Below are 25836 nucleotides of genomic sequence, written 5' to 3'. Positions count from 1 at the left end.
TTAGCCCGGTCGATAAACGAGGCGCTAACCAGCGTTGACATGCTCAATACGGTGGCCAAAAGGAAAGTAGCTTACAGTATCCAACGCCCCTGTTACGGTCGCGGTGTCGTTTTAGCAGGCCAGAGACGACACGATGGCGAGCGCTGCCGACGCCTTGTCTTGCGGGCTATTCCACGTTTCCCGCGAAGGTTCGTCGCGCGCGGGGGAAGCCAAGAGTTTTACATCGATTGCCGGAACATGGGTCGGCGGTGCGAAGCTCATGTCACAGATCGCGGAACTCTCATCACGCGAAAAGGTGGAACAATCGCACCCTCATCCCTCAGATGTTACATCGCACGAAGAGGCCCCACAGCCGTTGCCTTACAGAGAGCCTACGAGTTGTTACAGGCGCGTGAGGGGGTACGGGCGTAGGCTCGGGGTGTCCCAATCATAGGAGCGACATATGAAGCATATCTTCGCCATGGCTGCCGCACTCACGCTGGCTTCAAGCAACGCCTTCGCAGAAGACCCGATCATCGGCAACTGGAAAACCGAGCTGGGCGACACTGCGGCGATTTCCCCTTGCGGTGGAGGTTACTGCATCACGTTGAAATCCGGAAAGCATGCAGGCAAGCAGATCGGTACTTTCCATGGCAAGGATGGCAGCTACTCAGGAAAGATAACAGATCCGGACGCGAACAAGACCTATGACGGTTCCCTTACCGTTTCAGGCAACGCCCTGAAGATGAAGGGGTGTGTGCTGAAGGTCGTGTGCGAATCTCAGACCTGGCCACGAATGTGAAAATAGTTTTCCTCCCGCGCGACACAAGCGGATAGAGCGTCTCCGACCTCTACGTTTGCAGTTGCTGCCTTCCCGGCAGAGCTGCAAACGTCTCCGCTACCGATGTCCACGCCCGCGTGTCTGGACTTGAGCCAACGCGCGGTAGCCGCCTTCCCATACACGATCGCAAACGGCACGCCCCATCGGTCGGCGCTGAGCGCAACACGGCGCTTCTTCCAAGTCAAACGCGGCCTTGGTGTTCACGAGCTGCGACGAGACCTCCGCGAAAAACTGGCGGTCATTCGTCCTCATCGCCCTTACACTCCTCGCAAGCTCGCGCCATTCACTGTGCCGACGGCGAAACTCCTTCAAGAATTGCCCCGCGAATCTGCCTGAGGAATTCAAGCCTCGCCATTTGCGCGCGCGACGTAAAGTGCAGCGGCCACGGGGCTAGACGGTCGACCCTGCTTCAGCGCCATCCCCCCGCAGCGATCACGATGCCATTGAATGCAACACCAAATCTCTGTTGTGGTCCGATCTGGTTTCTGGACGAGCGGAACTTGGCAGCGTAGGTTACATCAAGGGACGCAAACTAAATCTGTGATTGTCGCAGCTGTGTGCGTCGTAGGAGCGATTGATGGACACAATTGTGGCACACGGATCAGCCGGCATGGGGGAATCGCCAGGATCTGTACCAACCGCCGCAGATGTTCGTGACCAACTTGCGCGCATCATTTCGAGTGCGGAGTTTCCAAAGGGAGGTCGCGGCCCGGCCTTTCTGAGCTTCGTCGTCGAGGAGTCGCTTGCGGGACGAGGGCAGCGGCTAAAGGGCTACACCATCGCGGTCGAGGTATTCAAGCGGGGCGAAGACTTTACCCAGGACGATCCGGTCGTCCGCATCGAGGCCGGGCGGCTGAGACGTGCGCTCGAGCGTTACTATCTCGTGGCCGGACAGGACGATCGCGTCAGGATAGATATCCCAAAGGGACGTTATGCGCCTTCATTCGCCTGGAACTGTCCGATATCACCTGCAATTTCTACCGCGGTCGACACGGGAAGCAAGAAGGTCGGTCAATCTTGGCAGCGTCGCGGGTGGCTGATGATTGGGCTTGTTGGCGTCATCGGTCTTGCCGCGCTCACATACTGGGGGAGCGAGCGTGTCGTTGAGGCCGCCAAACGTGCCGGAGCTGCAAGGTTACCAGACGAGCCGAAGCTGGTGATCGCACCCTTTGCCAATCTTGGCGACGGCCCCAAGGCCCAACTGTACACAGCAGGGCTGACCGAGGAACTGCTCACCGCCCTGCCGCGGTTCAAGGAGATCAAGGTTTTCGGCCGCGAGACGTCAAAATCTCTCTCGCCACAGGTTGAGGCTTCCGAGGTTCGCGGCGGGCTCGGTGCCCGCTATCTGCTTGCAGGCGGCGTCAGGGTCGCGGGTTCCAAGGTCCGGGTGACGGCGCGCTTGCTGGACACATCCGACGGAGCAATTATCTGGTCGCAGACCTATGATGATGACCTGACGAGCCGGGAACTGTTCGTCATCCAATCCGACGTCGCGAGCAAGGTGGCGTCCGCGATAGCTCAGCCTTACGGCGCTATCGCGCAGGCTGCGACAGCAAACCCTCCCCCTGACGACCTTGGGGTCTACGACTGCACACTTCGTTTCTATGCGTATCGTTCAGAATTGACCCCAGAGACCCATCTGGACGCCAGAGAGTGTCTGGAAAGCGTCATTGCACGCTACCCTGGTTATGCGACCGGGTGGGCAATGTCTTCCATCTTGTACCTTGATGAGGATCGCTTTCGCTTCAACCCCAGAAGCAGTCAACCGACGCCGCTTGAGCGCGCTTTGCGCTCGGCCCGACGGGCGATTGAACTGGAACCGGGTAACACCCGGGCGCTTCAATCCTTGATGATCGCATTGTTTTTCAACCAACAACTCGCAGAAGCGCTTCAGGTTGGCGAGGAAGCGTTGGCATTAAACCCGAACGACACGGAGCTATTGGGTGAGTTCGGGACGCGGCTCGCAATCTGTGGCGAGTGGCAGCGTGGCGCGGATCTTCTGGATAGAGCACTTGCGCTTAATCCCGGTGGCGCAAGCTTCTATCACGGAGCACGAGCGCTCGCGGCCTATATGCTGAACGATACTGATAAAGCGGTGCGCCTCATCCGCAAGACGAACCTGCAACAGTTCCCGATGTTTCACCTGGTCGCAACCGCCATCTACGCCGACGCTGGATTGTTGGATGACGCAAGGCGCGAGGGAGAGATCTTCATGAAGATGCGTCCAGACTACATCCCGAACATCATTGAGGAGCACAGGAAACGCAACATCCAGCCGATGGACAATCTGCGGATGATCGCATCGCTCCGCAAGGCGGGGCTTCCTGTGCCGAGCGAAGAGGACGTCGCGGCGCAGATGTTGGCCGCCGCTGCAGCAAAACGCCCCTAGGCTGGAAGACAGATCCTACAGTCTCGTCGCGCAGAACCTACCAGACGTTACGGGCGTTCATTCTCGGCTGTGTCTACAGTTTGCCGATATTAGCCGCCGGCCGGCGACTGATGCATGCCAGGCACCGAGAGGCAAAGGCCGATGATCCGCTGGAGTAAGAAAACCGCCCCAACCGCTGCACTCGCCTTACTATTAGGGGTGATTGCGCAACAAGGAGCCATGGCGGCAGAAGTCGAGGCAAAGGGCCTCCTCAAGGCGATGTCAGACTATCTCGCTTCGCAAAAGGCGATTTCGTTCGCCTACGATTCAAACCTGGAATTCGTCACCAGTGACCATCAGAAATTGCTTTTGGCGAGTTCCGGCAAGATCGAACTAGGGCGACCGGACAAATTGCGCGCCACGCGACTTGGCGGCTTCGCCAATGTTGAAATGGTTTTCGACGGCAAGACGGTGACGTTGGTCGGAAAGGATATAAACCGCTACACCCAGGTGGAACTCCCCGGCACACTCGAGCATCTGGTCGATGCGATGCGGGATAAGCTCGGCAAACCGGTGCCCGGCGGGGACCTGCTCCTGCCCGATGCCTATGACAAGCTGATGGAGGGCGTAACCAACGTAAAGGACCTCGGCAGCGGCGTGATCGGGGGTGTCGAATGCGATCATCTCGCTTTCCGGGCGAAAGACGTCGACTGGCAGATTTGGATTGCGCAGGGAGAAACGCCTTATCCCTGCCGCTACGTGATTACCGCCAGTCAGATCGAGCAAGGTCCGCAATACAGTATCCAGATTTCGGACTGGAAGACAGGCGTCGATGTCGTGGCGGAAGACTATAGTTACGTCAACAAGACCGACGCGAAGATGGTGGAGCTGAAGGATCTTGCCGACGTCGACGAACTACCAGATCACCTGTCCATTGGAGGCAACAAATGACCGTGCCCGGGAGACTGAAGACCGTTCTGGTTATTGCCGCGCTGTTGCTTCCCGCGATCGATGTCGCTGAGCAAGCACCAATCCTTGGGCTCTACGGCTTTGCCAAGCACGCCGAGGCTCGTGTCGGTCGTCCCTTGACGCCGGTCAGCGTCGCGGGCGTAGCTCGGCGAACCGTGAGACGCTGTGCCGTCGGCGTCTATTATTGCTAGAGCCAAGATTTCAGGAAGCGGAAGCGTTTTGATCAAATCTGAAACCAGCGATGCACGCGTCGCTCCATTCTCAAGTCGCCTGCGCCGGATGATCCTTTGCTTGACGCTCATCACGGTTTCCGGATGCGGCGGCCACCCGAAGGGTGTTTTGACGCCCGTCGCCGAGACGTCAGCCGATGCAAGCAGGGTGGAGATGTTGATCACGACGACGCGTGACCGCTCAAAAGTGCCCGGAGAAATGTTCTCGGGCGAGAGGGCACGTGCACCAACGTTTGCGGACATCACCGTATCCATCCCCCCTCTACGGAAGGTGGGTGACGTGGCATGGCCAAAGAAGCTGCCCGCCAACCCGGCGACAGACTTTGCAACCTTGAAGGCGGATGAACTGACGAAGGACGAGGCTAAGGCCTGGCTGAGTACTTCCGTCAGGAAAAGTCCCGACCGGAGCGTGCTCGTGTTCATCCACGGATTCAACAATCGCTTTGAAGACTCCGTCTATCGTTTTGCCCAGATCGTCCATGATTCCGGCGTCAAAAGCACGCCCGTTCTGGTAACCTGGCCATCGCGGGGCAGCCTGTTGGCCTATGGCTATGACCGTGAAAGCACCAACTATACCCGCAATGCGCTGGAATCGTTGTTCCAGTATTTGGCTGCGGACAAGGAGGTGAAAGACGTCTCGATCCTGGCTCATTCGATGGGAAACTGGCTGACGCTGGAAGCGCTCCGGCAGATGGCCATCCGTAACGGACGGCTACCGCCAAAGTTCAAAAACGTGATGCTTGCAGCCCCCGACGTCGACGTCGATGTGTTTCGCTCGCAGATCGAGGACATGGGCGACCAGCACCCGCGGTTCACCCTCTTCGTGTCACAGGACGACCGGGCGCTCGCTTTTTCGCGCAGGGTCTGGGGTGACATCCCCCGGCTGGGATCGATCGATCCGGAGCAAGCCCCTTATCGCCAAGAGTTGGCGAACCACGATATCACCGTCATTGATCTGACCAAGGTGAAGGCCGGAGACAGCATGCACCATGGCAAGTTCGCGGAATCGCCGCAGGTGGTCCAACTGATCGGCGCCCGGATTTCTGACGGCCAAACCCTGACGGACAGCAAGATGGGCCTTGGAGATCACCTTATCGCTGGAACGGCCGGGGTTGCGGCAGCAGCAGGCAATGCTGCGGGCCTGGTCCTCGCTGCACCGGTCGCCGTTGTCGATCAAGCGACACGCGAAAACTACGTTCACCATTTAAACGGGTTAGCGGGGTCGTCGGGCAGCAAACCGGCGAACGCCGCCAAGGACTGTGTTTCAAATCAAAGCCTAGAACGCGCTCCCACGTGTCGCTCGCACGAAGACTGAGGAGTGCTCAATGCGAGGATACCGATTGCTCGGCGCTCGGGCCATTGCGCAATCCACTTCTGTTGTCCGACAAGCGAAAGCTTGCCGGGCAAGAAGTCTCGAGCGTTCTTGGGTTGCTGCGTAGTGACGAAGCCTGTCAGAGAATGCTCAACTATCATCTCTGACGTCGTCGAAGACGATGCTGACGGTATCGGGCGTGCACTGACAATATCCGCGCAGCGCATATGTGACAGCCTCGGCTGTTTTCTGCTTTTGCTCGACGAAGCGGAATACGTTTAGAGACGAGAAAAATTGAGGTAGGATATTATCAAACAAGCTTGGGAGCACCTCGATGGCTGGCCTGGGTACAGACGTGATGAGAATGGCTCGGCGCAACAAACTGGTTGGCATTTGGGCCGCGGACAAACTGGCTCTTACCGGTGAGAGCGCGATCGCCTATTCGAACGAGCTTGCGATGAGGGCGCTTGACTTCGAACGCAATGATCTTCTTGCCATTATTCGGAAAGATTTCGAAGTTGCCGGCGTCGTTCAGTCCGACGAGCAGATTCTAGACGTAATGAACCTGTCTTGGCTGGAAGCTGGAAAGCAAACTCAGCGCGCGGATGCAAGCGATGTCGCGCTCGTGCAGATCGCCCGCAATCTCTCGCGGTAGCGTGTCTCGAGGCGAAGGCCGCTATCGAGGCCAGAGCCCGTTGCTGGAATGGCCCGGGCTGCGATCAAGCACCCGTGCGGCAGGTTACGGCTTCACTCCTTTTTAACCATGAATCGTAAAAATGCGCCCATCCGGAGGCATGATGCCGAGGTCGTTTGGGGTAAAAAGTGCATGCGTAAGCCGCAAGATCAGAAGCTCGCCTCCGGCGCGACCATTTCGGAAGCCGGCTACGTCGTTTCCCGCCGCACCCTGCTTTCAAACTTCGGTGTCATGACCCTGCTTGGTGCCTCCGGCTGTTCGCAGGCGCTCGAACTCCCATCGCTCGAACCGTCCGGTCGCATGTCGCCTTTGGGCGTTGACTACATGTCGACCGGGGCAATCCCACCAATCGGCGTCGACGGTAACATCACCGACAACAGCACGATGTATGCCTCGCTGACCGACAATGGCTTCGTCATCCCGGCAATCCCGTTCCAAAAGGTTAAGCCGGAATTCCGTCGTCAGATCGTTCGCGATCCGACTGGTGAAGCGCCGGGCACGATCGTGGTGCGGCTCAATGAGCGGCATCTCTATTGGGTGCAGGAAGGCGGCGAAGCGGTCCGCTACGGTGTCGGCATTGGCAAGGCCGGCTTCGAATGGAACGGCCGCGCGGAGATCCAGTATACAAAACAATGGCCGACCTGGACGCCGCCCAAAGAAATGATCGCGCGCAAGCCGGAGCTGGTGAAATGGACGGGTGGCCAGCCGGGTGGCCTCGACAACCCGCTCGGCGCCCGCGCGCACTATATATACAAGGACGGCCGCGATACCGGCTATCGCGTGCACGGCTCACCGGAATGGTGGACCATTGGCACACAGGCCTCTTCCGGTTGCGTACGCATGATCAACCAGGACGTTATCGATCTGTACAACCGGGTCAAGGCGTCGCCGACCAAAGTCCCCATTGTGGTTGCGTAATAGGTGCTGCGCCGAGTGAGCAGGGACCCGAAGAACCACGACGGTCCTTGGCAAAAAGTCAGCCGCTCGATCCTAGCGCACCCGGTTGCTCTTCTTCGACCGCTGATCGGCAGAGACCAGGTGGAATCGGGCCGATATGGGCCTGGCCGGATAACTCGAGTCTCCCTCGAAAACTCGCCAGTGCTGCGAATGCAGCAAACAGCGCAGCAGGTCGCCGGCATAGTGGGCGCAATTGGCGCAGCCGACATCAAACCATTCCACGCCGCTGCCGGGCATGCGGCCCTTGGCGTAGCTCATCACCTGATCGACCGACGGTCATCGCACTTCCCCGCCAAAACGAACCATCGACCAGCAAATTCCGCACTGCTCCTCGAGCAGGGGAAGACCGTCATGTCGTTCGGCGTGATGGGCGGACAGTTCCAGGCTGTCGGCGGCCATGCCTATATCCTTTCCGAGATGTTTGACCGAGGCCGGGATGTCCAGGCGGCGAACGCCGCTCCGCGCCGATTCGCATTCGGCGACAACCTGCAACTGGAAACGACCCATTCGCAGGCCACCTTTGACCGTCTGCCCTCCATGGGCCACCGTGTCAGTTGGGCAGACGAACCGATCGGCGTATAGGTTCATGCTGTTCGAACACCAGATGGATCATGCAGCAAAATGTCGACATCAATCACGATCAGAGCCGCCCGGAAGGGAGACATGCCAGTCCTCGGCACGTTCGGCACGCAGCTAACGGCGCTCCATCACCAATGGGACCCCGAGCGCTTCATCGCAACGCGGGCCGATACGAAGGCTTCCTATGCTCGATGGCTGCAAAGTCAGCTGGAAGCGTCCGATGTCGTGGTCCTCGCAGCCGAACAGGCCGAAGCAATCGTCGGATATGCCTATGCCTCTCTCGAGGGATATGACTATATGGCGCTTCGAGGGCCGGCGGGGGTCATCCACGATCTCTTTGTGGATCCCGAACATCGCAACCAAGGCGTCGGTCGCATGCTGGTGGACGCGGTGATCGCAGAGCTGCAAAGGCGAGGTGCTGACCTGCTCGTACTGTCGACGGCCCACAGAAACGAGGCAGCCCAGCGACTGTTTTTAACGGCAGGCTTTCGTCCGACAATGGTTGAGATGGCGTTGGGCGGGAATGTTTGATCCAGCAACGCCCCGGTAACCTGCTGCGTAGGGCTGGAACCGGTCGTGGCAGCCACAGCCTCAAGCTGTGTAGCCGACCCGTGCGTGCGCAATGTCGGCAACGACGGAGACGGCGAGAGAGGACGCGTCTCTTGCCTTGTCGAAGATCCCGATCGGCGCTCTGATGCGCGCAATGTCGTCGTCGCCATAGCCGCAACGGCGAAGAGCCTCGCAACGCTTCGCGTGGGTCCTGCGGCTGCCGAGGGCGCCGACGTAAAATGCTTTCGAGGCGAGCGCGGCGTTCAGCACCGGCAGTTCCCGATCGATATCATGAAAGAGCAGCGCGACGGCAGTGTCGGCGTCCAACTGATCCGCTGAGGGCTGCTCACTGCGCGCCAGAACGACAACCTCGTATCCGCAGGCAACTGCCAGCCGCGACACCACCTGGGCCTCCAACGGTGTACCGGCGATCAGCAGCCGCGGTTTCGGTCGATACGCCCGTAAAAAGTACGGGCCATCCCATCCGCTTGGTCCCTCGCCAGGCGCGACGGAAAGGGTTCGTTTGCCGGGATGATAGCGCAGGCGCATCGGCGTGCGGCGATCAAGGGCCGTCAAGGCGAGGTGCAAGACGGTTGCATCGCGCAGGACATGGATGGTGAGCGTAATCCCGCCGCCGCACGGAAGAACGATGTCGAAGAAGGGAGAGCCTTCACCGAGACGAAGGTTGCGATCCATGTCCTTCCCGATTGCCGTCATGGCCTCAGCCGCAACGGCCGCTTCCGTGCAGCCGCCAGACACGAAGCCGCAATAAAAACCATCCTCGCGCACGACCATTTGCGCACCAAGAGCCCGCGCTGCGCCACCCCGGATTTCGACAAGGGTGACAAGGGCAGCCTTGTGGCCGCCTTCCAGACACTCGGCCGCGAAAGCGAGAATGTCGGCGGCATCGTCCGACAAGAATGCGGCACGGGGTTCGGGCGCAAAACTATCCGGATATGTGGCGATGCTCCCTGCCATGTCATTCCTCTCCTCTCGTTCCCTGCCACCGTCGCACGACGCCCGCATCAAGTTCGAAGAGATCGAGCACGCGGCCGACGGTGTGGTCGACCATGTCCTCGATGCTTCGTGGCTTTGCATAAAAAGCCGGCACGGGCGGATAGATGATGCCGCCCATCTCGGTCACTTGCGCCATATTGCGAATGTGGCCGAGATGGAGCGGTGTCTCGCGCAGCATGAGGACGAGGCGGCGACGCTCCTTGAGCACGACGTCGGCGGCACGCGATAGCAGATTGTCCGTTGTGCCCGTTGCAATCTCGGCAAGCGTCTTTACCGAACAGGGAGCGACGATCATGCCAAGCGTCTTGTAGGAGCCGGACGAGCAGGCCGCGCCGATGTCCTTGTTGGAATGTGTGGTTGTCGCCAGAGCTTCGAGATCCTGTTTCGAGAACTCCGCCTCGGCCGCAAGCGTTATGCAGGCAGCGCGTGACATGATCAGGTGTGTCTCGATGTCGAGGTCGCGCAGCACTTCGAGGAGGCGCTTTCCGTAGACAACGCCGGATGCCCCCGAAATGCCGACGATCATGCGTCTTGGATGCGCCATGGCCTATCCCACGCTTTTCAGCAGAGATGCGGCACGAGCAGAAGCCTCGTCGCTGATGCGGGCGCGCACGCCGTGAAAATTCGGCCCGCGGGTCGCATCGAGACCCATGCGCGACGTCGTGCCAATGCCGCTGGCGGAGGGATCGAGCGCATTGCCCGGAAGGCCCTCGATGATGACGACGTCCTTGTGCGGCTGGAAATGGGTTGCGAGCGCCCAGAGCACTTCACTGTCACGGGTGATGTCGACATCCGCGTCCAACACGACGACGGTTTTCAGATACTGGTCCCAGCCAAGAAGGCCGAGCATCACCTGCCGCGCTTCTCCCTCGCGGGTCTGGTTCATGGCGATATAGGCGTGGAAATGCGTGCCCGACGAGGGGTAGTGCACGGCGGTGATCGAGGGAAAACGCGCCTTCAGTTTTTCCACCACCTCCGCCTCGCGCGGCACGCGACCGAGATTGAGGTGTTCCGCCGAGTTACCGCCAGCCACGCTAACGAGGATGGCATCGCGCCGGCGCATTACGGTTTCGACGGTGAAGAGATTGTTGGTCGAACGATCGGAGGAATAACCGGTGAACTCGCCGAAAGGCCCCTCCTCCACATGCGCCTCGGGATCCAGCACGCCTTCCAGCACGATTTCGGCATGAGCGGGGACGCGGATGCCAAATTTTGGCGTGCGCACGACCTCAAGCGGTTCTCCCATCAAGCCACCGGCGACATCACGCTCGTCTTCACCGAAGGCAAGACGGGCGGAGGCCGCGATCATGAAGAGCGGATGGCCACCGATGACCATGGCGACGGGCATCGGTTTTCCCTTCTCCTTGGCCATGTTCATCAACCGCCAGAGATGGCCGCGCGAGTGAAGCGAGGTTGCGAGCGAGTTTTTCGAATGGATCATCGCGCGGTGATAGCTGAGATTGCCGGCACCGGTTTGCGGATGCTCGCCGATGATGATGCCGCTGGTGATGTATTTCGCACGATCCGTGTCGAAATGCTTGAGCATCGGCAGATCGTGCAGGTCGACGGCATCGCCGGAGATGATCTCCTCGCTTATCGGGCCCGATTCCAGAAGTTTCGGCGTGAACGGCCGATTGGAGCGCGCCTGGTAGACCTCGTGCAGATTTTCGGCCGTCGAGCCGAGAAGGCGGGCGATCCGCTCGCGCGAGGCGAAGATGTTGCAAAGAACTTCAGAACCGATGCCGCTAACACTCTTAAGATGCAGCATCGGATGCTGTCCCTTGTCGGCCAGGTTCCAGATCAACGCCGTCGCGTCCTGATCATCCGACACCGCACGGTCGATGGTGATCACGTCTTCGGGGTGCTCCTGCCTGTAGTCCGTCAGGAAGCGTCGGACGTCTTGCTTGTGGTATTGGGTCATTTCTCAGCCTCGGCGCATCTGGAGAGTGACGGCGCCCGGAACGGGCGCCGTCGTCTTCAATCAAGCAAATTCCAGGTGACGGCCCGTCGCGCGGTCGACGCCGGCGTAGGAGTCCTTAAGGCGTGCTTGTGCGTCCCTGAGGTCGCGCGGCGGCGGCGACGGGTCGATGCCGACGAGCTTGGCGATGTTGTTGCCGAGATAGCCCTCCAGATCATCCTCGGAGAGGTTGATGCCCTGCGGCGGATCCTTGCACAGCACTTCCAGTTCGCGCAGCCACATGCCAGGATCGTTCGGCGGGCTGTCCGTACCGAACACGATCTTGTTCTTCGGCAGTTGCTGGGCGAACTCGACAATGCGCGACTGGAAGCACCAGCCGGACTCGCAGTAGACGTTCGGCGTATCCATCGCCATCCAGAAAGATTCGAACGAGTAGTTGCCACCCGTCTGAATGCCGAAATGGCCGATGATGAAGTTGACCATCGGGAATTCACGAATGATCGGGTAGAACATCGTCGGGATGGTGTAAGGGCCGTCGCCTGTGTGGATGAGAACCACAACGCCGAGTTCTGCGCATTTCTTCATCGCAGGACGCAGCCAGTCGAGCGCGCGGTCGGGGCGATAGCCGTGCATGTTGGCGTGCAGCTTCAGCATTTTGAAGCCGTATTCCTTGACGTGGAATTCCAGCTCCGCCGCGCCGTTTTCAGGTCCCCAGCGCGGATTGTAGTTGAAGTTGCCAATAAAGCGGTCCGGGTACTTCTGGCAAAGCTCGGCGCAATAGGCCATGTAGTCGCGAATGCCCTCGCGGCCCTTGCGGTTACCGTCGCGGTAGCCGGTGTTGCCCGGCGGCGGCTGAATGAAGCCCATGTCGATCCGGCGCGGCTTGCCGTTGATCATGTAGGGGCCGTCCATCAGTTTGAGCATGCGCTCGCCGGTGAAGGGCTCGCCGGTGTGGCGCCACGCCTCGTCGACGAGATTGGTCGGGTGAAGATGGGTATCGATGATCATTGTTCACTCCGTTCAAATTTACGCGGCGAGCGCTACGCCGTGCTGGCGCAGATACGCCTCGGCTTCCTCGACCGTGGCCGGGGGCTTGGTTGCCTCAAGGCCGATCATGCGGGCGACGTTGTTGCCGAGGTAATCCTCCAGCGTATCTTCATCGAGGTTCAGGCCCTGGGGCGGCTCATGGCAGAGGACTTCCAGAAGGTTGATCCACATGCCCGGCTCGTTCGGCGGGGTATCGGAGCCAAAGAGGATCTTGTGCTTGGGCAGGACCTTTGCGAATTCGACGATGCGCGACTGCAGGCACCAGCCGGATTCCACGTAGACGCTCGGCGTATCGAGCGCCATCTGCATCGGTTCGAACACGTAGACGCCGCCGGTCTGCACGCCGAAATGCGCCAGGATGAAGTTTACTTCGGGGAACTCGCGGATGATCGGGTAGAACTCCGTCGGGATCGAGTACGGCCCGTCGCCGGTGTGTACTTTCACCATCAGGCCGAGATCGGCGCATTTCTTTAGAGCCGGACGCAGCCAGTCGAGCGCGCGGTCGGGACGATAGGCGTGCATGTTTGCCTGCAGCTGCACCATCTTGAAATCGAACTCCTTGGCATAGCGTTCGATCTCGTCTGCACCGTTCTGCGTGCCGTAGCGCGGATTGTAGACGAAGCAGCCAAGGAAGCGGTCCGGATGCTCAGTCACCATTTTTTCGGTATAGGCCATGTACTGGCGGATGGCGGCCTTGCCCTCCAGGTCCATGACTTCGTGGGTATAGATCGTGTTGCCCTGCGGCGGCTGGATGAAAGCCTTGTCAATGCGGCGCGGCTTGCCGTTCACATAGTACGGGCCGTCCATCATTTTCAGCAGTTTGTCGCCGGTGAACGGCGGCCCGTCGTGGCGCCAAGCCAGATCCACCAGGTCGGTGGGGTAGCAGCTCAGGTCAATTATCATGGGGTTCTCCTGTCGTAGAGGGTCCGGTCGATGCGGGGCCGCGCGGTGAACGCCATGCCGGCCGAAGCCAGGCGTGGATCCGCGATCTCAGGAAATGCCGATGACGGAAAAGAAAGGCCGGCGCTCAAATCCCCAAGGCGGGCGCAACCGGGCATTCCTTTCGTAGTCAGCATCGACATCGCGGCCTCATCTTCCAACAGACGGTGAGCAATTGTCGGTGCTTCTACTCGGCTTCAAGCTAACCTCGACGGAAGCGTCGTGTCAACAGATTATTTTTGCTAAGATATTGTTTTTATTTCCTATTTTACGCTGACGAAGCAGCAACCGCCCGCGCTGGAGGTGCGCGGGCGGCTCAGACAGAAAGACTTACGAAGGCACCGTCCGGCGTGGAGAAGCGCTGCTATGGCACCAGGCATGCACGCAAGTTTCTGTCGATACCGACACGGTCGAGATTGCGACCAATGAAAACGAATTTCGATTTCCGCCTGTCTTCGCCCCATGCGTGGTCAGGGCGGAAATCTACGAGCTTGTGCACCGCCTGAAGCACGAAGAAGCGATCGTCATTGGCGACCGAAACGATGCCCTTGGTGCGGAAAATGTCGTTGCCGTGTTTGTCCAGGTAACCTTCAAGGAAGGCGGCGAGTTTCTCAGCGTCGAAAGCCTCCGGGTAGACGAAGGAATGCGACGTTACGGTCGCGTCATGCCGGTGCGGTTTGAGAGCTGACGCGTGGCGATGGTCATGATCGTGGCCATGACGGGCGTGATCGTGATCCGGATGGTCGCACGCCGCATCATGGCATTCGTGATGGTGATGACCATGCGCATCGCGATTGTCATCCAGATCGATATCGAGGATTTCTGCCCGCTCGCGCACATAGGACGGCCGGAAGCCGTTCACGCCAAGAATGTCGGAAAGGTCGACCTTGCCATAGCTGGATCTGAGGATCGGCGCTGTCTGGTTGAGCTTGCGCAACGAACCCTCCAGCGACCCGAGCGCCTCGTCTTCTGCCAGGTCGATCTTGTTGACGATGATACGGTCAGCCGCGACGATCTGGTTGACCGCCTGGTTGTCGCTGCCATCGAGGACGGGATCGTAAAGATGCTGGTCGATATGCTTGGCATCGACCAGCGTGACCACCGCATCGAGTTCTACTTCTTCCGCCACGTTGCGGTCGACGAAGAAGGCTGTGGCCACGGGCGTCGGATCGGCGAGACCGGACGTCTCGACGATGATGTGATCGAACTTGTCCTTGTGGCTCAAGAGCTTCTTCATCACGTCGATCAGATCATTGCGCACGTCGACGAAACAGCAGATGCAGCCGTTCTGCATCTGGAAGATTTCCTCGTCGGAGGCGAGCACCAGATCGCTGTCGACGTCGACCTCGCCGTACTCGTTTTCAATCACGGCGATGCGATGACCGTGGCGTTCGGTGAGAATGTAATTGAGCAGCGTCGTCTTTCCCGACCCAAGGAACCCGGTGAGGATCGTGATCGGGAGCTTCTGCCGGCTCGCAGGTTCGATATGGATGTTCATTCGCCCTTCTCCCTCAAGGCTTTCAGAATATCTTCCGGAGTAATCGGATAGTGGTGGAAGCGCACGCCGACGGCGTCATGGATCGCGTTGGCGATCGAGGGGCCGATGGCGATGATCGGATCCTCACCGACGCCCTTGGCGCCCCAGGGACCACCTGGATCGGGCGCGGCTTCCAGAATGATCGTTTCGATATCCGGCATGTCCATCGAGAGCGGCATCTTGTAGTCGACCAGGCCGGCATTCAGCGACCGGCCGGTCTTCTTGCAGATGACGTAGTCTTCGGTAAGCGTGTGGCCGATGCCCTGCTGGATACCACCCTCAATCTGGCCTTGCGCAGCGATCGGGTGGATGACCCGACCGACATCGTGCACCGGCACGACACGCTTGACCTCGACGATCCCGGTTTCGATGTCGACGTCCACCTCGGTGAAATGTGCGGCGAAGGAGTAGGATTTCGTCGGCTCATAGGTGCCGTTGGCAACGATGTTGGCGGCGGGAATTCCTCGAGAAGGCCCCATTGCCTCGGCAACCGTCATGACGCGATCGGGCTCGGTGAGGACGAAAACCCGACCTTCCGAGAGATCAAGGTCAGAGGGTGCAAGCTGCAGCTTCATCGCAGCGCGCTCGAGCACGGCGGCGCGGACCTTGCCGGCAGCCATCTTCGCGGCGGTGCCGACCAGGTAAGTGGTGTGGCTTGCGAAGGCTCCGATATCCCACGGAACGACATCGGTATCGCCATGAATGACGCCGACGTCTTCGAACCGCACGCCGAGTTCTTCAGCGACGATCTGTGCGAGCGCCGTATGGGCGCCCGTGCCGAGACCCGCCGCGCCGGTGAGCAATGTCACCGTGCCATCCTCGTTAATCTTAACCGTGGCGTTTCCTTGCTCCTTGATGCCCGGATAGGCCGACGACCCATGCATTTCGCAACCAACCCCCCATCCCGTTCGGATATGCGGACGCTTGGCATCCGGCGTGCGATCGCGGTTGCGCAACGCCTTCCAGTCGAGCACGTCAATGCCGTGCTTCAAGCAGATCGCGAGCCCGTGGCCGATGATGGGGTGGCCGGAGGGCGCGATGTCGCCCTCGCGCACCACGTTCTTCAGCTTGAGCTCGGCGGGGTCCATGCCGAGCCGTTCGGCCGCCTCGTCCATCTGGATGTCGAGGGCATAGTAGCTTTGCACCACGCCATAGCCGCGGAAAGCGCCGTTGATCGGCGTGTTGGTGTAGACACAGCGCCCCTCCAGCCGCACGTTGTCGCAGCGATAGAGCGAGGTCGCCGCCGTCGTGCCGACGATTGTGACGCCTGGACCATGCGAGCCGTAGGCGCCGGAATCGTAGACGAGCTTCATGTCGCGGGCCACGAGCGTGCCGTCGTTCTTGAAACCCTGCTTCAGCCAGATCTTGCAGGGATGGCGCGAGCGCCCGGCGACGAAGGTCTCGCGACGGGTGAATTCCATCTTGACCGGCCGGCGCGTCTCCTTGGCAAGCAAGGCGCAAAGGAACTCGTGCTGGAAGAGATCCTGCTTGGCGCCGAAACCGCCGCCCATGTGGTCGACGAGCACGCGGACCTTCGTGAGCGGCAGTCCGAGCACTTCGGCAAGGATGCCGCGCACCATGAAGGAGGTCTGCGTTGACGTCCAGAAGGTGAGCTTGTTCGAGCCGTCCCAGTCGGCAATGCAGACATTCGGCTCCATATAGGCCGGGTGCGGACGTCCACCGGCAAAGGTGCCCTCGAGCACGAAATCCGCCGCGGCAAAGCCAGCATCGACATCGCCACGGTTGACGCGTACCGGATCGAGAACCAGGTTACCGCCGGGGCCGACTTCATGGATCAGGGGTGCATCTGGCCGGGTGGCATCCTCAGGCTCGAAGACGGCCGGCAGCGGCTCGTATTCGACCTCGATCAGATCGAGTGCCTCGTCGGCGATCTCCTCGCTGACCGCCGCGACTGCGGCGACGCCCTCACCCCAGAAACGCACGTGATCATCGAGGATGTACTGGTCCTTGGTGCAGGAAGCCGAACGCGGATGCGGCGAGCCGTAATGCAAGACGCGCGGCACGTTTTCGTGCGTCAGCACCGCTTTCACACCGGGATAGGCGAGCGCCTTGCTGACGTCGATGCTCTTGATGCGGGCATGGGCCAGGGGCGCACGCTTGATCTTGCCGTGAAGCATGCCGGGCCGCTTGATATCACCGGTATATTGCGCCTCGCCCGTCACCTTTTCGAGCACGTCGTCGCGCTTGACGCTCTTGCCGACGATCTTGAAATCGCGTTGTTCGATAGGGGTCGTCATGTTCATGATCTTGCAGCCTCCATCTCGCGCGCGGCGGATTTGATCGCGTCGAAAATCTTGGTGTAGCCGGTGCAGCGGCAGATATTGCCGGAAAGACCGAAGCGGATGTCGTCATCGGTCGGGCGCGGATTGTCGTCGATCAGCTTCTTGGCCATCATCAAGATGCCCGGTGTGCAGAAGCCGCATTGCGAGGCGCCATGACGCATGAAGGCATCCTGCAGCGGGTGCAGCGTATCGACGCCTGGCTGGAGCGCTTCGACGGTCTCAACCGAACGGCCCTCCACTTCGACCGCGAGTATCAGACAGGCGTTGACGGGCTCGCCATCGACCAGCACCGTGCACGCCCCGCAATCGCCGACATCGCAACCCTTCTTCGTGCCGGTGAGGCCGACGTCGTCGCGCAGCGCATCGAGCAGCGAGCGGCAGGTCTCGACCGCCATCTCCCGTTCCTCGCCGTTGACGGTGAACTCGACTATCCGTTTCATGCCAAGGCCTCCAATGCCTGGTTGATGGCGCGCCCCGTCAGGACGCCGACCATATCGCGCCGGTAGTCGGCGCTGGCGCGCACGTTGCTGATCGGCGTGCATTCCTCCATCGCCTTTCGGGCAGCGGACCTGATCGTGGCAGCGTCGAGTGTCGATCCAAGCAGAATGCGTTCTGCCTCAGGCGCGCGCAGCACGGTCGCGCCGACAGCACCGAGCGCTATGCGGATGTTGCTGCACACGCTGCCTTCCATGGCGAGGCTGACGGCAACGCCGACGGTGGAAAGCTCCATTGCCTTGCGGCGGCCGTGCTTGAGATAGGCTTTTCCTGCGTTGTCGCTGGCCGGCGGAACCGTAATGCCGGTGACGATTTCGCCTCGCTCGAGCACAGTCCTGCCGGCACCGGTGAAGAATTCCGAAAGCGGCACGACCCGCATGTTGGTACGGCTGTAAATGTGTATGAAAGCGCCATCGGCGATCAGCGGCGGAATGGTATCGGCCGACGGCGAGGCCCGACAGACGTTGCCAACAACGGTCGCACGGTTGCGCACCTGGATGGAGCCGAGCGAAGCGAGCGCAGAGCGAAGGTTCGGATAACGCTCGCGCACAAGAGGCAGGCGCTCAAGGCGGCCGACGCTTACCAGCGCGCCGAAGGTCAGCCCGCGCGTCTCGTCATAGGTGATATCGGACAGGCCGGGGATCTGCTTGATGTCGACGACGTTGCGCACACGCCGCAGCCGCTCGCGAATTTCGACCAGCAGATCCGTACCGCCGTTAAACAGAAAGGTGTCGTCGCCAAGTTCGGTAAGAAGACGGGAGGCGTGCTCCAGCGTTTCCGCCCGATGATAGTCGAAGCGTCTCATGGTATTCCTCGCGGGGTTCGGGGCACCGGCGGCACGTTGGCCGCCGGACTGGACTGGTGGCTCTCAGGCCGGGTCAGGCGCCGGCGCGCTGTTTTCGACCTCGACCTCGTCCGGGTCTTTCGCCGGCACGCCGTTGAACAGGATGTTAAGCAGGGCTGCCGCAAAGGTTCCGACGAGCACGCCGCTGTGCAGGAACTTTTCCAGCGCTGCGGGAAGCTGGACGAAGATGTTTTCGGCGACAACAGGCACCATGGCGAGGCCGACGCTGACGGCGACGATGTAGAGATTGCGGCGGTTGGCGGCGAAGTCCACCTTGGACAGGATCTTCACGCCGGTCGCTGAAACCATGCCGAACATGACGATCGCAGCACCCCCGACGACATAGCTCGGGATCGACGCACTGACGAAGGCAACCTTCGGCAGCGAACCGAGCAGGATCAGGATGAAACCACCCGCCGCCACCACCCATCGACTGAGCACGCCGGTGATCTGCAGCAGGCCGACATTTTGCGCATAGGTCGTGTAGGTGAAGGTGTTGAGCAGCCCACCGATAATGTTGCCGACACCGTCGGTTCTTAGGCCGCGGGTGAGCTCGGCCTGGGTGATCTTGCGCCCGGCCATATCTCCGACTGCGAGGAACTGGCCGGTCGATTCAATCATCATGACCGTCATGACCGCACAGAGCGAGAAGATCGACCAGAACTCGAAGATCGGCCATCCGAAGGCGAGCGGATGGATGATGCGAACCCAGTCCGCATCCGCGACGCCATGAAAATCCACCTTGCCGGCGGCAATGGCGACGGCGAAACCGATGCCGATGCCGATCAGCACCGCAAGGTTGGACAGGAAGCCCTTGAGAACGCGCGTAAGGAGCAGGATCGACAGAAGCACGATGGCGGCGACGGCAAGCGCGAACGGCGCGCCATAGGCCGGATTCGGGATCATTCCCTCCGGCCCCTTGATCATCGGCTGGCCACCTGCCGCCCAGTTCACGCCGACCCGCATCAGTGACAGGCCGATCACCAGCATGACCGTGCCGGTGACGACGGGCGGGAAGAAGCGTACCCAGCGCCCGAAGAACGGAGCGGCCAGGATGGTAAACACACCGGAGCCGATGACGGCACCAATGACGCCGGGCATGCCGAGGTCGGGATTGGTACCCGTTGCGATGATGGACGGCACGGCGGTGAACGAAATGCCCATCATGATCGGCAGGCGAATGCCGACATTCCACAGGCCGAGCGACTGTATGATGGTGACGATGCCACAACAAAACAGGTCCGCGCTGACGAGCATCGCAATCTGTTCCTTGGGCAGTTGAAGCGCGCTGCCGACGATCAGCGGCACGGCCACCGCTCCGGCATACATGACGAGTACGTGTTGCAGGCCCAGAGCCATCAGGCTCGTGATCGGGTACATCTTTTCGACAGGATCCGTCGTATCGGGATTAGACATTCGCTTTCCTCCCAGCGAACAGCTTCCGGCGCGGTGGGGGGCATCTTGGCCTCATGGTGTTATCACCGCACGCCGTACATCGCGGATCATGCGGCTGGCCAAATCAGTTAACAATCGGCACAATTATATTTATTCATATAGTAATTGAATGAATGAGCTCCCATGGACATCACGTTAAAGCAGCTTCGGGCCTTCGTTACCGTAGCCAATCTCGGCCAGTTCACGCTTGCAGCCGACAAGCTCGGTTCGTCGCAATCGGCCGTTAGTACGTTGGTCCGCCAACTGGAGCAGAACCTCAATCTGCGTCTCTTCGACCGGCATACCCGGCTGCTGCGCCTCACCCAGGCGGGCATGGACATCCTGCCGGTCGCAGCACGCGCGGTGGCAGACATCGAAGGCATGGTGGAGGCCTCGCGCGAACTGAACGCGCTGCGGCGCGGCAAGGTATCGATCGCGGCTGGAACGGTGCAGGCGGCCCTGATGCTGCCGCAGCTCGTCAATGGCTTCAACAAGCTCTACCCGGAGATTACTGTCGCACTGCACGATGTCGCCGAAAAAGCCGTCCTGGAACAGGTGGCCAACGGCTCGGTCGACATCGGCATCGGGACGGCGCCGGAAGACGACACCGAACTCATGGGCACGCGGATCACCACCGATGAATTCCTCGTGGTCCTGCACCCGGATGATCCGCTGGTCAGACTGGCGGAAATCCGCTGGACGGATCTCGCCGACCGCAAGCTGATCGGTCCACAGCGCGGCAACCCGATCCGCGATCGCCTGGAAAACGAACTGGCGCGCAATGGCATCGTGTTGCCATTCGAAAAGGCAATGCAGGAGGTCGCATTGCCGCTGACGATCATCGGCATGGTCGAAGGCGGTCTCGGGGTCGCGATCATGACGTCGGCCGTCACCCGCCTCGCGACGTCCATGGGCCTTGTGGTGCGCACACCGACCGAGCCGCATATCAAGCGCGAAGTCAGCCTGATCCAGAAGCGCGCACGCTCGCTGTCGCCTGCCGCCCGACGGTTTCGCGACTTTCTTGTAAAATCGGTTCATTGAGGCTTTCAGGCCGATATGGGTTCAGAACTCAGGTCCGGCATCGGCCAGTCGCTCCGATTGACCGCGCTCAAATTCCAGCGTTATCTGGTGGCGCTGCTGGACCGCGCAACCGCGGGCAGGCAGGGCGCAGCGGCTTGACCCTGTGCGCGGAGGCGGGCGTCCAAGACGCCTTTGGCCAACCGCCGCCCCCATCCACGCCAATCCAGGAGCAATAACGATGGCGCACTCCCTGAAAGGCCGTGCCAACGCCGCGCGGACGAACTATCCCGACCTTTCCAGCGATGCCATCCGCACCGCGAAGGAAGACCTCGCCGCCTGTTTCCGCATGGCGGCACGCAACGGGTTCGAGGAAGGGATCTGCAATCACTTCTCCGCGGTCGTCCCCGGCCATGACACGCTCTTCATCGTCAATCCCTATGGCTATGCCTTTCGCGAACTAACGGCTTCAAAGTTGCTCGTGTGCGATTTGAACGGCACCGTTGTCGATGGCGAGGGCGAACCGGAGGCAACGGCCTTCTATATCCACGCCGAGATCCACCGGCTGCTGCCGCGCGCGAAGGTCGCCTTCCACACGCACATGCCCTATGCAACGGCGCTTTCGATGACGGACGGCCCGCCGCTGATCTGGGCAGGCCAGACAGCACTCAAATTCTACGGCCGCACGGCCGTCGACGAACATTACAACGGGCTGGCACTTGATCACCGCGAGGGTGCACGCATTGCCGAGGCGGCAGGCGATGCGGACATCGTTTTCTTGAAGCACCATGGCGTCTTGGTGCTGGCGCCCACGATCGCCGAGGCGTGGGACGATCTCTACTACCTCGAAAGAGCAGCCGAGGTGCAGGTTCTCGCCATGTCGACGGGCAGGAAAGTTTCGCCGGTCGACCAGGCAATTGCCGAGGCCGCGTACCGGCAGATGCGCGAAGGCGATCCCCAGTCTGCCAAGGCCCATCTTGCCGCCATCCGCCGGCAACTGGATGCCGAAGAGCCGCAATACAGGCACTGACCTCCGCGGCGTTCCTTAGCGCGTCGCCGATCCGCACCAACTGCAGTCGAGTATAATCCATTGATTATACTCGACTTTTGCATCGACGATGCATGCCGCAAAGAAAGACAATCGCCGGCGATTATTGCTGATATTTTATCAAACAATTGAAATAATGAATTTGTTTAAATTAATCGCTCGTGCTTAGTTTCCCGCCATAACAAAGAAGGTGGGGACGAATGGTACGTGACAATCCAGCGGCGGCGCTCAAAAGCCTGACGGCCGGCAAGCCCTTTGCTCTTACCGGCGGAACCGTCGTTCATGACGACGGTTCGCAGTCGCCAAGCGACATTATCGTTGGCGCCGATGGGCGCATCACCATCGCCGAGCCCTTTCTCGACACCAGTTCCTCAAGCGTCCGCGTGGACATCACGGGCACGCTCGTTTCACCGGGTTTCGTCGATGCGCATCAGCATCTCGACAAGACAGGCGTGCTTCGCTTCACGCCCAATCCGTCGGGCACGCTCCAGGGCGCCCGCGAAGCATTCGCGAAATATGCTCGCACCGCGGGCCCTGACGACATTCACAGGCGCGCGACCCGCACGATCGAGCGCTGTCTTTCACGCGGCACGACCGCGATCCGCAGCCATATCAACGTCGATAAGGATGCAGGCTTCCACGGTATCGAGACCCTGGCGGGCATCCGGAACGCAAATAGAGACCGCATCACCTTGCAGCTTGTCGCGTTCATGACGCCGCATCCCGGCCAGGATTTCGATTGGCTTGAGAAGAATATAGGCGGCGCGGTGGCGCTCGCCGACGCGGTCGGTGGAACACCCGCCGTCTCGCAGGACCCGCCGCGTTATCTCGACATCTTGTTTTCGGCCGCAGTGGAGGCCGGAAAGCCGGTCGACCTGCACCTTGACGAACACCTCAATGCCGGTGTCCAGCTTCTGGACGCCGCCCTTGAACGGGTCGAGCGCTTCGGCATGCAGGGCCGCACGGTCTTTAGCCATGTTTCGGTGCTGAGCGCCCTGCCCCGTCGTGAATTCCAGCGCATCGCCGAACGGCTGCTTGCCCTTGATGTGGGCGTCGTGACGCTGCCGGCGGCAAATCTCTACCTGCAGGGTCGGGACTACGAAATGCTGCCCCCGCGCGGACTGACGCGCGTGGCCGAATTGCATCGCGCCGGCGTCACCATCGCCACCGCCTCGGACAACATCCAGGACCCGTTCGTTCCGACCGGTTCGGGGGACATGCTGGAAATCGCGCGTTGGACGCTGCTTGCCGGACATCTGCGTGGCGACGAACTCGCCGCCGCGCACAAGATGATCACAACCGCGCCAGCCCGCCTGATGGGCCTTGGCCGCAATTACGGTCTCAAGGCCGGCGCCCGCGCCGATTTCGTCATCAGCGACTGCGTCGATACCGACACGCTGGTTGCCGGCGGACCCGACCGTGCCTTCGTCTTTTCGAACGGGCGGCTGGTTTCGCAGAGCATCACAGAAAACATCCGCCTGAAGGAGAACGCATAAAAGGGAACGGCTGCTCCGGGGGGATTGGAACTTCAATCTAATGGGAGGAATGAAATGAACACCGCAATTTCACGTCGTTCGCTGCTTGCATCAACTCTCGGGCTGGCTCTTGCCGGATCGCTCTGCCAGGACTTTGCACGCGCTGAAGATTTCAAGATGGGTCTTCTGGTCCCCGGCAGCGTTTCGGAAGAGGGATGGAACCGGATCGGCTACAATGCGCTGAAAGGCGTCGAGAAACAGCTCGGCGCCAAGGTCAGCTATGTCGAGTTGCAGCAGAACCCGGCATCGTTTGAGAAGGCGTTTCGCGACTATGCGAGCCAGGGATACAAGGTCATCCTCGGACATGGCTTCGAATTCCAGGATGCAGCACTCGACGTGGCCGAGGACTATCCGGACACCTACTTCCTGATCTCTTCCAGCGCCATCCACGAGGGCAACGTCATCGGCCTCAACACCGATACCAGCCAGCCCTTCTACCTGATGGGCGTCATTGCCGCCAAAATGGGCGGCAAGGCCGGTCTTGTCGGCGGCATGGAAATCCCTCCAATCCAGCAGGCGTTCGCAGGCTTCAAGAATGGTGCAAGAAGCATCAACCCGGATTTCCCGATCAGCGAAGCCTATATCGGCAACTTCACCGACACGACCGCTGCCAAGGAAGCGGCCCTGAGCATGATCGCCCAAGGCGCTGACTTCGTGGTGCCGAACGCCTCGGGTGCGACGGTCGGCGGCTATCAGGCGATCGCAGAATCGGGTCCCAACGTGCGCTCCTTCTCGATCTTCAGCGACTTCACCGAGGTTGCGCCCAACAACATCCTCGGCCTCTACGTCGCCGACTATGCGCAAGGCGTGGTCGAGGTGGTGCGCTCGATCAAGGACGGCAATCCGCCGAAGGAAAACGTGGTCTTCGGCCTGAAGGACCCCAAGGTCATCTCTTTCACCTTCCGAGACGATGGTCCGGTCTCGGTACCGGCAGATATCCAAGCCGAGGTGACGGCAATCAGCGCCAAGATCGCCGCCGGGCAAATCAAGACCGGCGAGCAATAGCCGATTGCGGTTGCGGCCGGCTTACCGGCCGCAACACATCCCTCCGCATCACACCAACATCCGGACCCCACCCATGGCACAGGTAAACCAGGGAGTGCGCGAGACCGTGAATTCTCAAGCAACCCAAGCATTCTACCGCTCGCTCTTTCAGGCTGCGATCAGCACCGTGACACCTCTGGCAGCGGTCCTCGTCGCGCTTGCCTGCGGCGCTGCCCTGCTCTGGCTGAACGGCTTCAACGGCAGCGATGTCGTCACCGTGATGATCTTCGGCTCCTTCCAGGACATGCGATCGGTCGGAGAGATTCTTCTGAAGGCGACGCCGCTGATCCTGATCGGCGCAGGTCTTTGTGTCGCCTTCCGCTGTTCGATCTGGAATATCGGCGCCGAAGGTCAACTCTATGTCGGAGCGATCGCCGCCACCTTCGTCGGCACCAGCATCGACGGTCTGTCTGTCTGGGTGCACGCGCCGCTCGTGATGCTGGCGGGCGCCCTTGCAGGCGCCGCCTGGGCCGGCATCGCGGGCTATCTCAAGGTGCGCTTTCAGGCGAGCGAGATCGTTACCACGATCATGCTCAACTACATTGCCCTCATCATGACGAGCTACCTCGTCACCGGTCCGATGCGCGATGCAAGTGCCGCCTACCCCCAATCCGCAAAGCTCGTTCGTGAGGCCTGGACGCCCCGCATCGTCACGGACATGCGGCTTCACATCGGCATCCTCGTTGCCGTGGCCCTGGCGATCGCACTATCCATCTTCCTCAAAAGGAGCAGCGTGGGATTTGCGTTGCGCGTCGTCGGCGTCAATCCGCATGCTGCCCGCTATGCCGGCATGAATGTCGCGCGAAACGTCATGATCGCGATTTGCATCAGCGGTGCGCTCGCCGGCCTTGCCGGGGCCTTCGAGGTGGCGGGCGTCACGCGTCGGCTCTATCAGAATATCTCCCCCGGCTATGGTTTCGAAGGCATCGCGGTGGCGCTGCTGGCCAATAACAATCCACTGGCGGCGATCCTGTCGGGGGGTCTCTTCGCGACGCTTCGCTCGGGCTCGGAAATCCTCCAGATCAACTCTCAGGTCCCGCAGATCCTCGTCTTGATCATTCAGGGCATCGTCATTCTATCGGTCGTCGCTTTCGCCAAGTTGCGCGACTTCTTCAGGATAGTGGCTTGAAAGCATGGAAACTCCCCAAGCGTCGCGAGCGCTTCGGGACAACAAAACTTT

Annotated in this window: 24 protein-coding genes; 14 read left to right on the top strand and 10 right to left on the bottom strand. The window is 60.5% G+C overall.

From position 1 onward, the window contains the following. Positions 1-442 precede the first annotated feature (442 nt). The 9 genes from LAC81_RS36620 (at position 443) to LAC81_RS36580 (ending at position 8460) form a co-directional block, all read left to right on the top strand. The gene (locus LAC81_RS36620; RefSeq protein ID WP_223730482.1) at positions 443-781 is read left to right on the top strand and encodes a DUF2147 domain-containing protein; all 339 of its coding nucleotides are present in this window, start codon (positions 443-445) and stop codon (positions 779-781) included. Positions 782-1397: 616 nt separating this feature from the next. Beyond that, the gene (locus LAC81_RS36615; protein WP_419195915.1) at positions 1398-3209 is read left to right on the top strand and encodes an adenylate cyclase; all 1812 of its coding nucleotides are present in this window, start codon (positions 1398-1400) and stop codon (positions 3207-3209) included. Between the two features lie 141 nt (positions 3210-3350). Then, positions 3351-4139: a DUF2092 domain-containing protein gene (locus LAC81_RS36610; protein WP_223730481.1), complete on the top strand. Its 789-nt coding sequence runs from the start codon at positions 3351-3353 to the stop codon at positions 4137-4139. After that, positions 4136-4348 carry a hypothetical protein gene (locus LAC81_RS36605; protein ID WP_223730480.1) on the top strand — a complete coding sequence of 71 codons (213 nt, stop codon included), beginning with the start codon at positions 4136-4138 and terminating at the stop codon, positions 4346-4348. Before LAC81_RS36610 ends, LAC81_RS36605 begins: the two co-directional genes overlap by 4 nt. Before the next feature lie 88 nt (positions 4349-4436). After that, positions 4437-5702 carry an alpha/beta hydrolase gene (locus LAC81_RS36600; protein ID WP_223731052.1) on the top strand — a complete coding sequence of 422 codons (1266 nt, stop codon included), beginning with the start codon at positions 4437-4439 and terminating at the stop codon, positions 5700-5702. A 331-nt stretch (positions 5703-6033) separates the two neighbouring features. Continuing rightward, on the top strand, positions 6034-6354 hold the full coding sequence (locus tag LAC81_RS36595) for an ATPase inhibitor subunit zeta (protein WP_223730479.1): 321 nt from the start codon (positions 6034-6036) through the stop codon (positions 6352-6354). 171 nt (positions 6355-6525) lie between these two features. Then, positions 6526-7311, top strand: a complete 786-nt coding sequence (locus tag LAC81_RS36590) for a L,D-transpeptidase (RefSeq protein WP_223730478.1) — start codon at positions 6526-6528, stop codon at positions 7309-7311. A gap of 189 nt (positions 7312-7500) precedes the next feature. Beyond that, positions 7501-7932, top strand: a complete 432-nt coding sequence (locus LAC81_RS36585) for a gamma-glutamyltransferase (protein WP_223730477.1) — start codon at positions 7501-7503, stop codon at positions 7930-7932. 39 nt (positions 7933-7971) lie between these two features. Continuing rightward, positions 7972-8460, top strand: coding sequence for a GNAT family N-acetyltransferase (locus LAC81_RS36580; protein WP_223730476.1), 489 nt, complete (start codon positions 7972-7974; stop codon positions 8458-8460). 60 nt (positions 8461-8520) lie between these two features. On the opposite strand, the gene LAC81_RS36575 is transcribed toward LAC81_RS36580, so the two are convergent. The 10 genes from LAC81_RS36575 to LAC81_RS36530 all read right to left on the bottom strand — a co-directional run bounded on the left by LAC81_RS36575 (position 8521) and on the right by LAC81_RS36530 (position 19994). Continuing rightward, the gene (locus tag LAC81_RS36575) at positions 8521-9456 is read right to left on the bottom strand and encodes an XdhC family protein (protein ID WP_223730475.1); all 936 of its coding nucleotides are present in this window, start codon (positions 9454-9456) and stop codon (positions 8521-8523) included. A 1-nt stretch (position 9457) separates the two neighbouring features. After that, positions 9458-10039 carry a UbiX family flavin prenyltransferase gene (locus LAC81_RS36570; RefSeq protein WP_223730474.1) on the bottom strand — a complete coding sequence of 194 codons (582 nt, stop codon included), beginning with the start codon at positions 10037-10039 and terminating at the stop codon, positions 9458-9460. A gap of 3 nt (positions 10040-10042) precedes the next feature. Next, positions 10043-11416: a UbiD family decarboxylase gene (locus LAC81_RS36565; RefSeq protein WP_223730473.1), complete on the bottom strand. Its 1374-nt coding sequence runs from the start codon at positions 11414-11416 to the stop codon at positions 10043-10045. A gap of 60 nt (positions 11417-11476) precedes the next feature. Continuing rightward, positions 11477-12421, bottom strand: coding sequence for an amidohydrolase family protein (locus LAC81_RS36560; RefSeq protein ID WP_223730472.1), 945 nt, complete (start codon positions 12419-12421; stop codon positions 11477-11479). 18 nt (positions 12422-12439) lie between these two features. Further along, positions 12440-13363, bottom strand: coding sequence for an amidohydrolase family protein (locus LAC81_RS36555; protein WP_223730471.1), 924 nt, complete (start codon positions 13361-13363; stop codon positions 12440-12442). Between the two features lie 400 nt (positions 13364-13763). Next, complete coding sequence (locus LAC81_RS36550) at positions 13764-14897, bottom strand: CobW family GTP-binding protein (protein WP_223730470.1); 1134 nt, start codon at positions 14895-14897, stop codon at positions 13764-13766. Further along, a complete protein-coding gene (locus LAC81_RS36545) occupies positions 14894-17200 on the bottom strand; it encodes a xanthine dehydrogenase family protein molybdopterin-binding subunit (protein WP_223730469.1) in 2307 nt (768 codons plus the stop codon). Before LAC81_RS36545 ends, LAC81_RS36550 begins: the two co-directional genes overlap by 4 nt. After that, positions 17197-17679 carry a (2Fe-2S)-binding protein gene (locus LAC81_RS36540; protein WP_223730468.1) on the bottom strand — a complete coding sequence of 161 codons (483 nt, stop codon included), beginning with the start codon at positions 17677-17679 and terminating at the stop codon, positions 17197-17199. Before LAC81_RS36540 ends, LAC81_RS36545 begins: the two co-directional genes overlap by 4 nt. After that, positions 17676-18539: an FAD binding domain-containing protein gene (locus tag LAC81_RS36535; RefSeq protein WP_223730467.1), complete on the bottom strand. Its 864-nt coding sequence runs from the start codon at positions 18537-18539 to the stop codon at positions 17676-17678. The genes LAC81_RS36540 and LAC81_RS36535 overlap by 4 nt, the downstream gene beginning before the upstream one ends. A gap of 63 nt (positions 18540-18602) precedes the next feature. Next, positions 18603-19994: a nucleobase:cation symporter-2 family protein gene (locus LAC81_RS36530; protein WP_223730466.1), complete on the bottom strand. Its 1392-nt coding sequence runs from the start codon at positions 19992-19994 to the stop codon at positions 18603-18605. 162 nt (positions 19995-20156) lie between these two features. Between LAC81_RS36530 and LAC81_RS36525 the strand changes: the two genes are divergently transcribed. The 5 genes from LAC81_RS36525 to LAC81_RS36505 all read left to right on the top strand — a co-directional run bounded on the left by LAC81_RS36525 (position 20157) and on the right by LAC81_RS36505 (position 25785). After that, on the top strand, positions 20157-21053 hold the full coding sequence (locus tag LAC81_RS36525) for a LysR family transcriptional regulator (protein WP_223730465.1): 897 nt from the start codon (positions 20157-20159) through the stop codon (positions 21051-21053). 217 nt (positions 21054-21270) lie between these two features. Then, the gene (locus LAC81_RS36520; RefSeq protein WP_223730464.1) at positions 21271-22059 is read left to right on the top strand and encodes an aldolase; all 789 of its coding nucleotides are present in this window, start codon (positions 21271-21273) and stop codon (positions 22057-22059) included. 218 nt (positions 22060-22277) lie between these two features. Further along, positions 22278-23573 (top strand): amidohydrolase family protein, encoded by a 1296-nt coding sequence (locus LAC81_RS36515; RefSeq protein ID WP_223730463.1) that lies wholly within the window; start codon positions 22278-22280, stop codon positions 23571-23573. A gap of 54 nt (positions 23574-23627) precedes the next feature. Continuing rightward, the gene (locus tag LAC81_RS36510; protein ID WP_223730462.1) at positions 23628-24617 is read left to right on the top strand and encodes a BMP family protein; all 990 of its coding nucleotides are present in this window, start codon (positions 23628-23630) and stop codon (positions 24615-24617) included. Positions 24618-24690: 73 nt separating this feature from the next. Further along, positions 24691-25785, top strand: a complete 1095-nt coding sequence (locus tag LAC81_RS36505; RefSeq protein ID WP_223730461.1) for an ABC transporter permease — start codon at positions 24691-24693, stop codon at positions 25783-25785. Positions 25786-25836: the final 51 nt, after the last annotated feature.

Source organism: Ensifer adhaerens (genome assembly GCF_020035535.1).
Classification (GTDB): domain Bacteria; phylum Pseudomonadota; class Alphaproteobacteria; order Rhizobiales; family Rhizobiaceae; genus Ensifer.
The sequence above is the reverse complement of the archived record's forward strand: the minus strand, read 5'-3'. Positions and strand labels throughout refer to the sequence as shown.

Coding starts and splice junctions, on each gene's coding strand:
- LAC81_RS36620 (WP_223730482.1), top strand. CDS start 443: ATGAAGCATATCTTCGCCATGGCTGCCGCACTCACGCTGGCTTCAAGC.
- LAC81_RS36575 (WP_223730475.1), bottom strand. CDS start 9,456: ATGGCAGGGAGCATCGCCACATATCCGGATAGTTTTGCGCCCGAACCC.
- LAC81_RS36550 (WP_223730470.1), bottom strand. CDS start 14,897: ATGAACATCCATATCGAACCTGCGAGCCGGCAGAAGCTCCCGATCACG.
- LAC81_RS36515 (WP_223730463.1), top strand. CDS start 22,278: ATGGTACGTGACAATCCAGCGGCGGCGCTCAAAAGCCTGACGGCCGGC.
- LAC81_RS36610 (WP_223730481.1), top strand. CDS start 3,351: ATGATCCGCTGGAGTAAGAAAACCGCCCCAACCGCTGCACTCGCCTTA.
- LAC81_RS36520 (WP_223730464.1), top strand. CDS start 21,271: ATGGCGCACTCCCTGAAAGGCCGTGCCAACGCCGCGCGGACGAACTAT.
- LAC81_RS36595 (WP_223730479.1), top strand. CDS start 6,034: ATGGCTGGCCTGGGTACAGACGTGATGAGAATGGCTCGGCGCAACAAA.
- LAC81_RS36560 (WP_223730472.1), bottom strand. CDS start 12,421: ATGATCATCGATACCCATCTTCACCCGACCAATCTCGTCGACGAGGCG.
- LAC81_RS36565 (WP_223730473.1), bottom strand. CDS start 11,416: ATGACCCAATACCACAAGCAAGACGTCCGACGCTTCCTGACGGACTAC.
- LAC81_RS36505 (WP_223730461.1), top strand. CDS start 24,691: ATGGCACAGGTAAACCAGGGAGTGCGCGAGACCGTGAATTCTCAAGCA.
- LAC81_RS36510 (WP_223730462.1), top strand. CDS start 23,628: ATGAACACCGCAATTTCACGTCGTTCGCTGCTTGCATCAACTCTCGGG.
- LAC81_RS36555 (WP_223730471.1), bottom strand. CDS start 13,363: ATGATAATTGACCTGAGCTGCTACCCCACCGACCTGGTGGATCTGGCT.
- LAC81_RS36525 (WP_223730465.1), top strand. CDS start 20,157: ATGGACATCACGTTAAAGCAGCTTCGGGCCTTCGTTACCGTAGCCAAT.
- LAC81_RS36615 (WP_419195915.1), top strand. CDS start 1,398: ATGGACACAATTGTGGCACACGGATCAGCCGGCATGGGGGAATCGCCA.
- LAC81_RS36570 (WP_223730474.1), bottom strand. CDS start 10,039: ATGGCGCATCCAAGACGCATGATCGTCGGCATTTCGGGGGCATCCGGC.
- LAC81_RS36540 (WP_223730468.1), bottom strand. CDS start 17,679: ATGAAACGGATAGTCGAGTTCACCGTCAACGGCGAGGAACGGGAGATG.
- LAC81_RS36585 (WP_223730477.1), top strand. CDS start 7,501: ATGCAGCAAACAGCGCAGCAGGTCGCCGGCATAGTGGGCGCAATTGGC.
- LAC81_RS36590 (WP_223730478.1), top strand. CDS start 6,526: ATGCGTAAGCCGCAAGATCAGAAGCTCGCCTCCGGCGCGACCATTTCG.
- LAC81_RS36580 (WP_223730476.1), top strand. CDS start 7,972: ATGTCGACATCAATCACGATCAGAGCCGCCCGGAAGGGAGACATGCCA.
- LAC81_RS36535 (WP_223730467.1), bottom strand. CDS start 18,539: ATGAGACGCTTCGACTATCATCGGGCGGAAACGCTGGAGCACGCCTCC.
- LAC81_RS36530 (WP_223730466.1), bottom strand. CDS start 19,994: ATGTCTAATCCCGATACGACGGATCCTGTCGAAAAGATGTACCCGATC.
- LAC81_RS36600 (WP_223731052.1), top strand. CDS start 4,437: ATGATCCTTTGCTTGACGCTCATCACGGTTTCCGGATGCGGCGGCCAC.
- LAC81_RS36605 (WP_223730480.1), top strand. CDS start 4,136: ATGACCGTGCCCGGGAGACTGAAGACCGTTCTGGTTATTGCCGCGCTG.
- LAC81_RS36545 (WP_223730469.1), bottom strand. CDS start 17,200: ATGAACATGACGACCCCTATCGAACAACGCGATTTCAAGATCGTCGGC.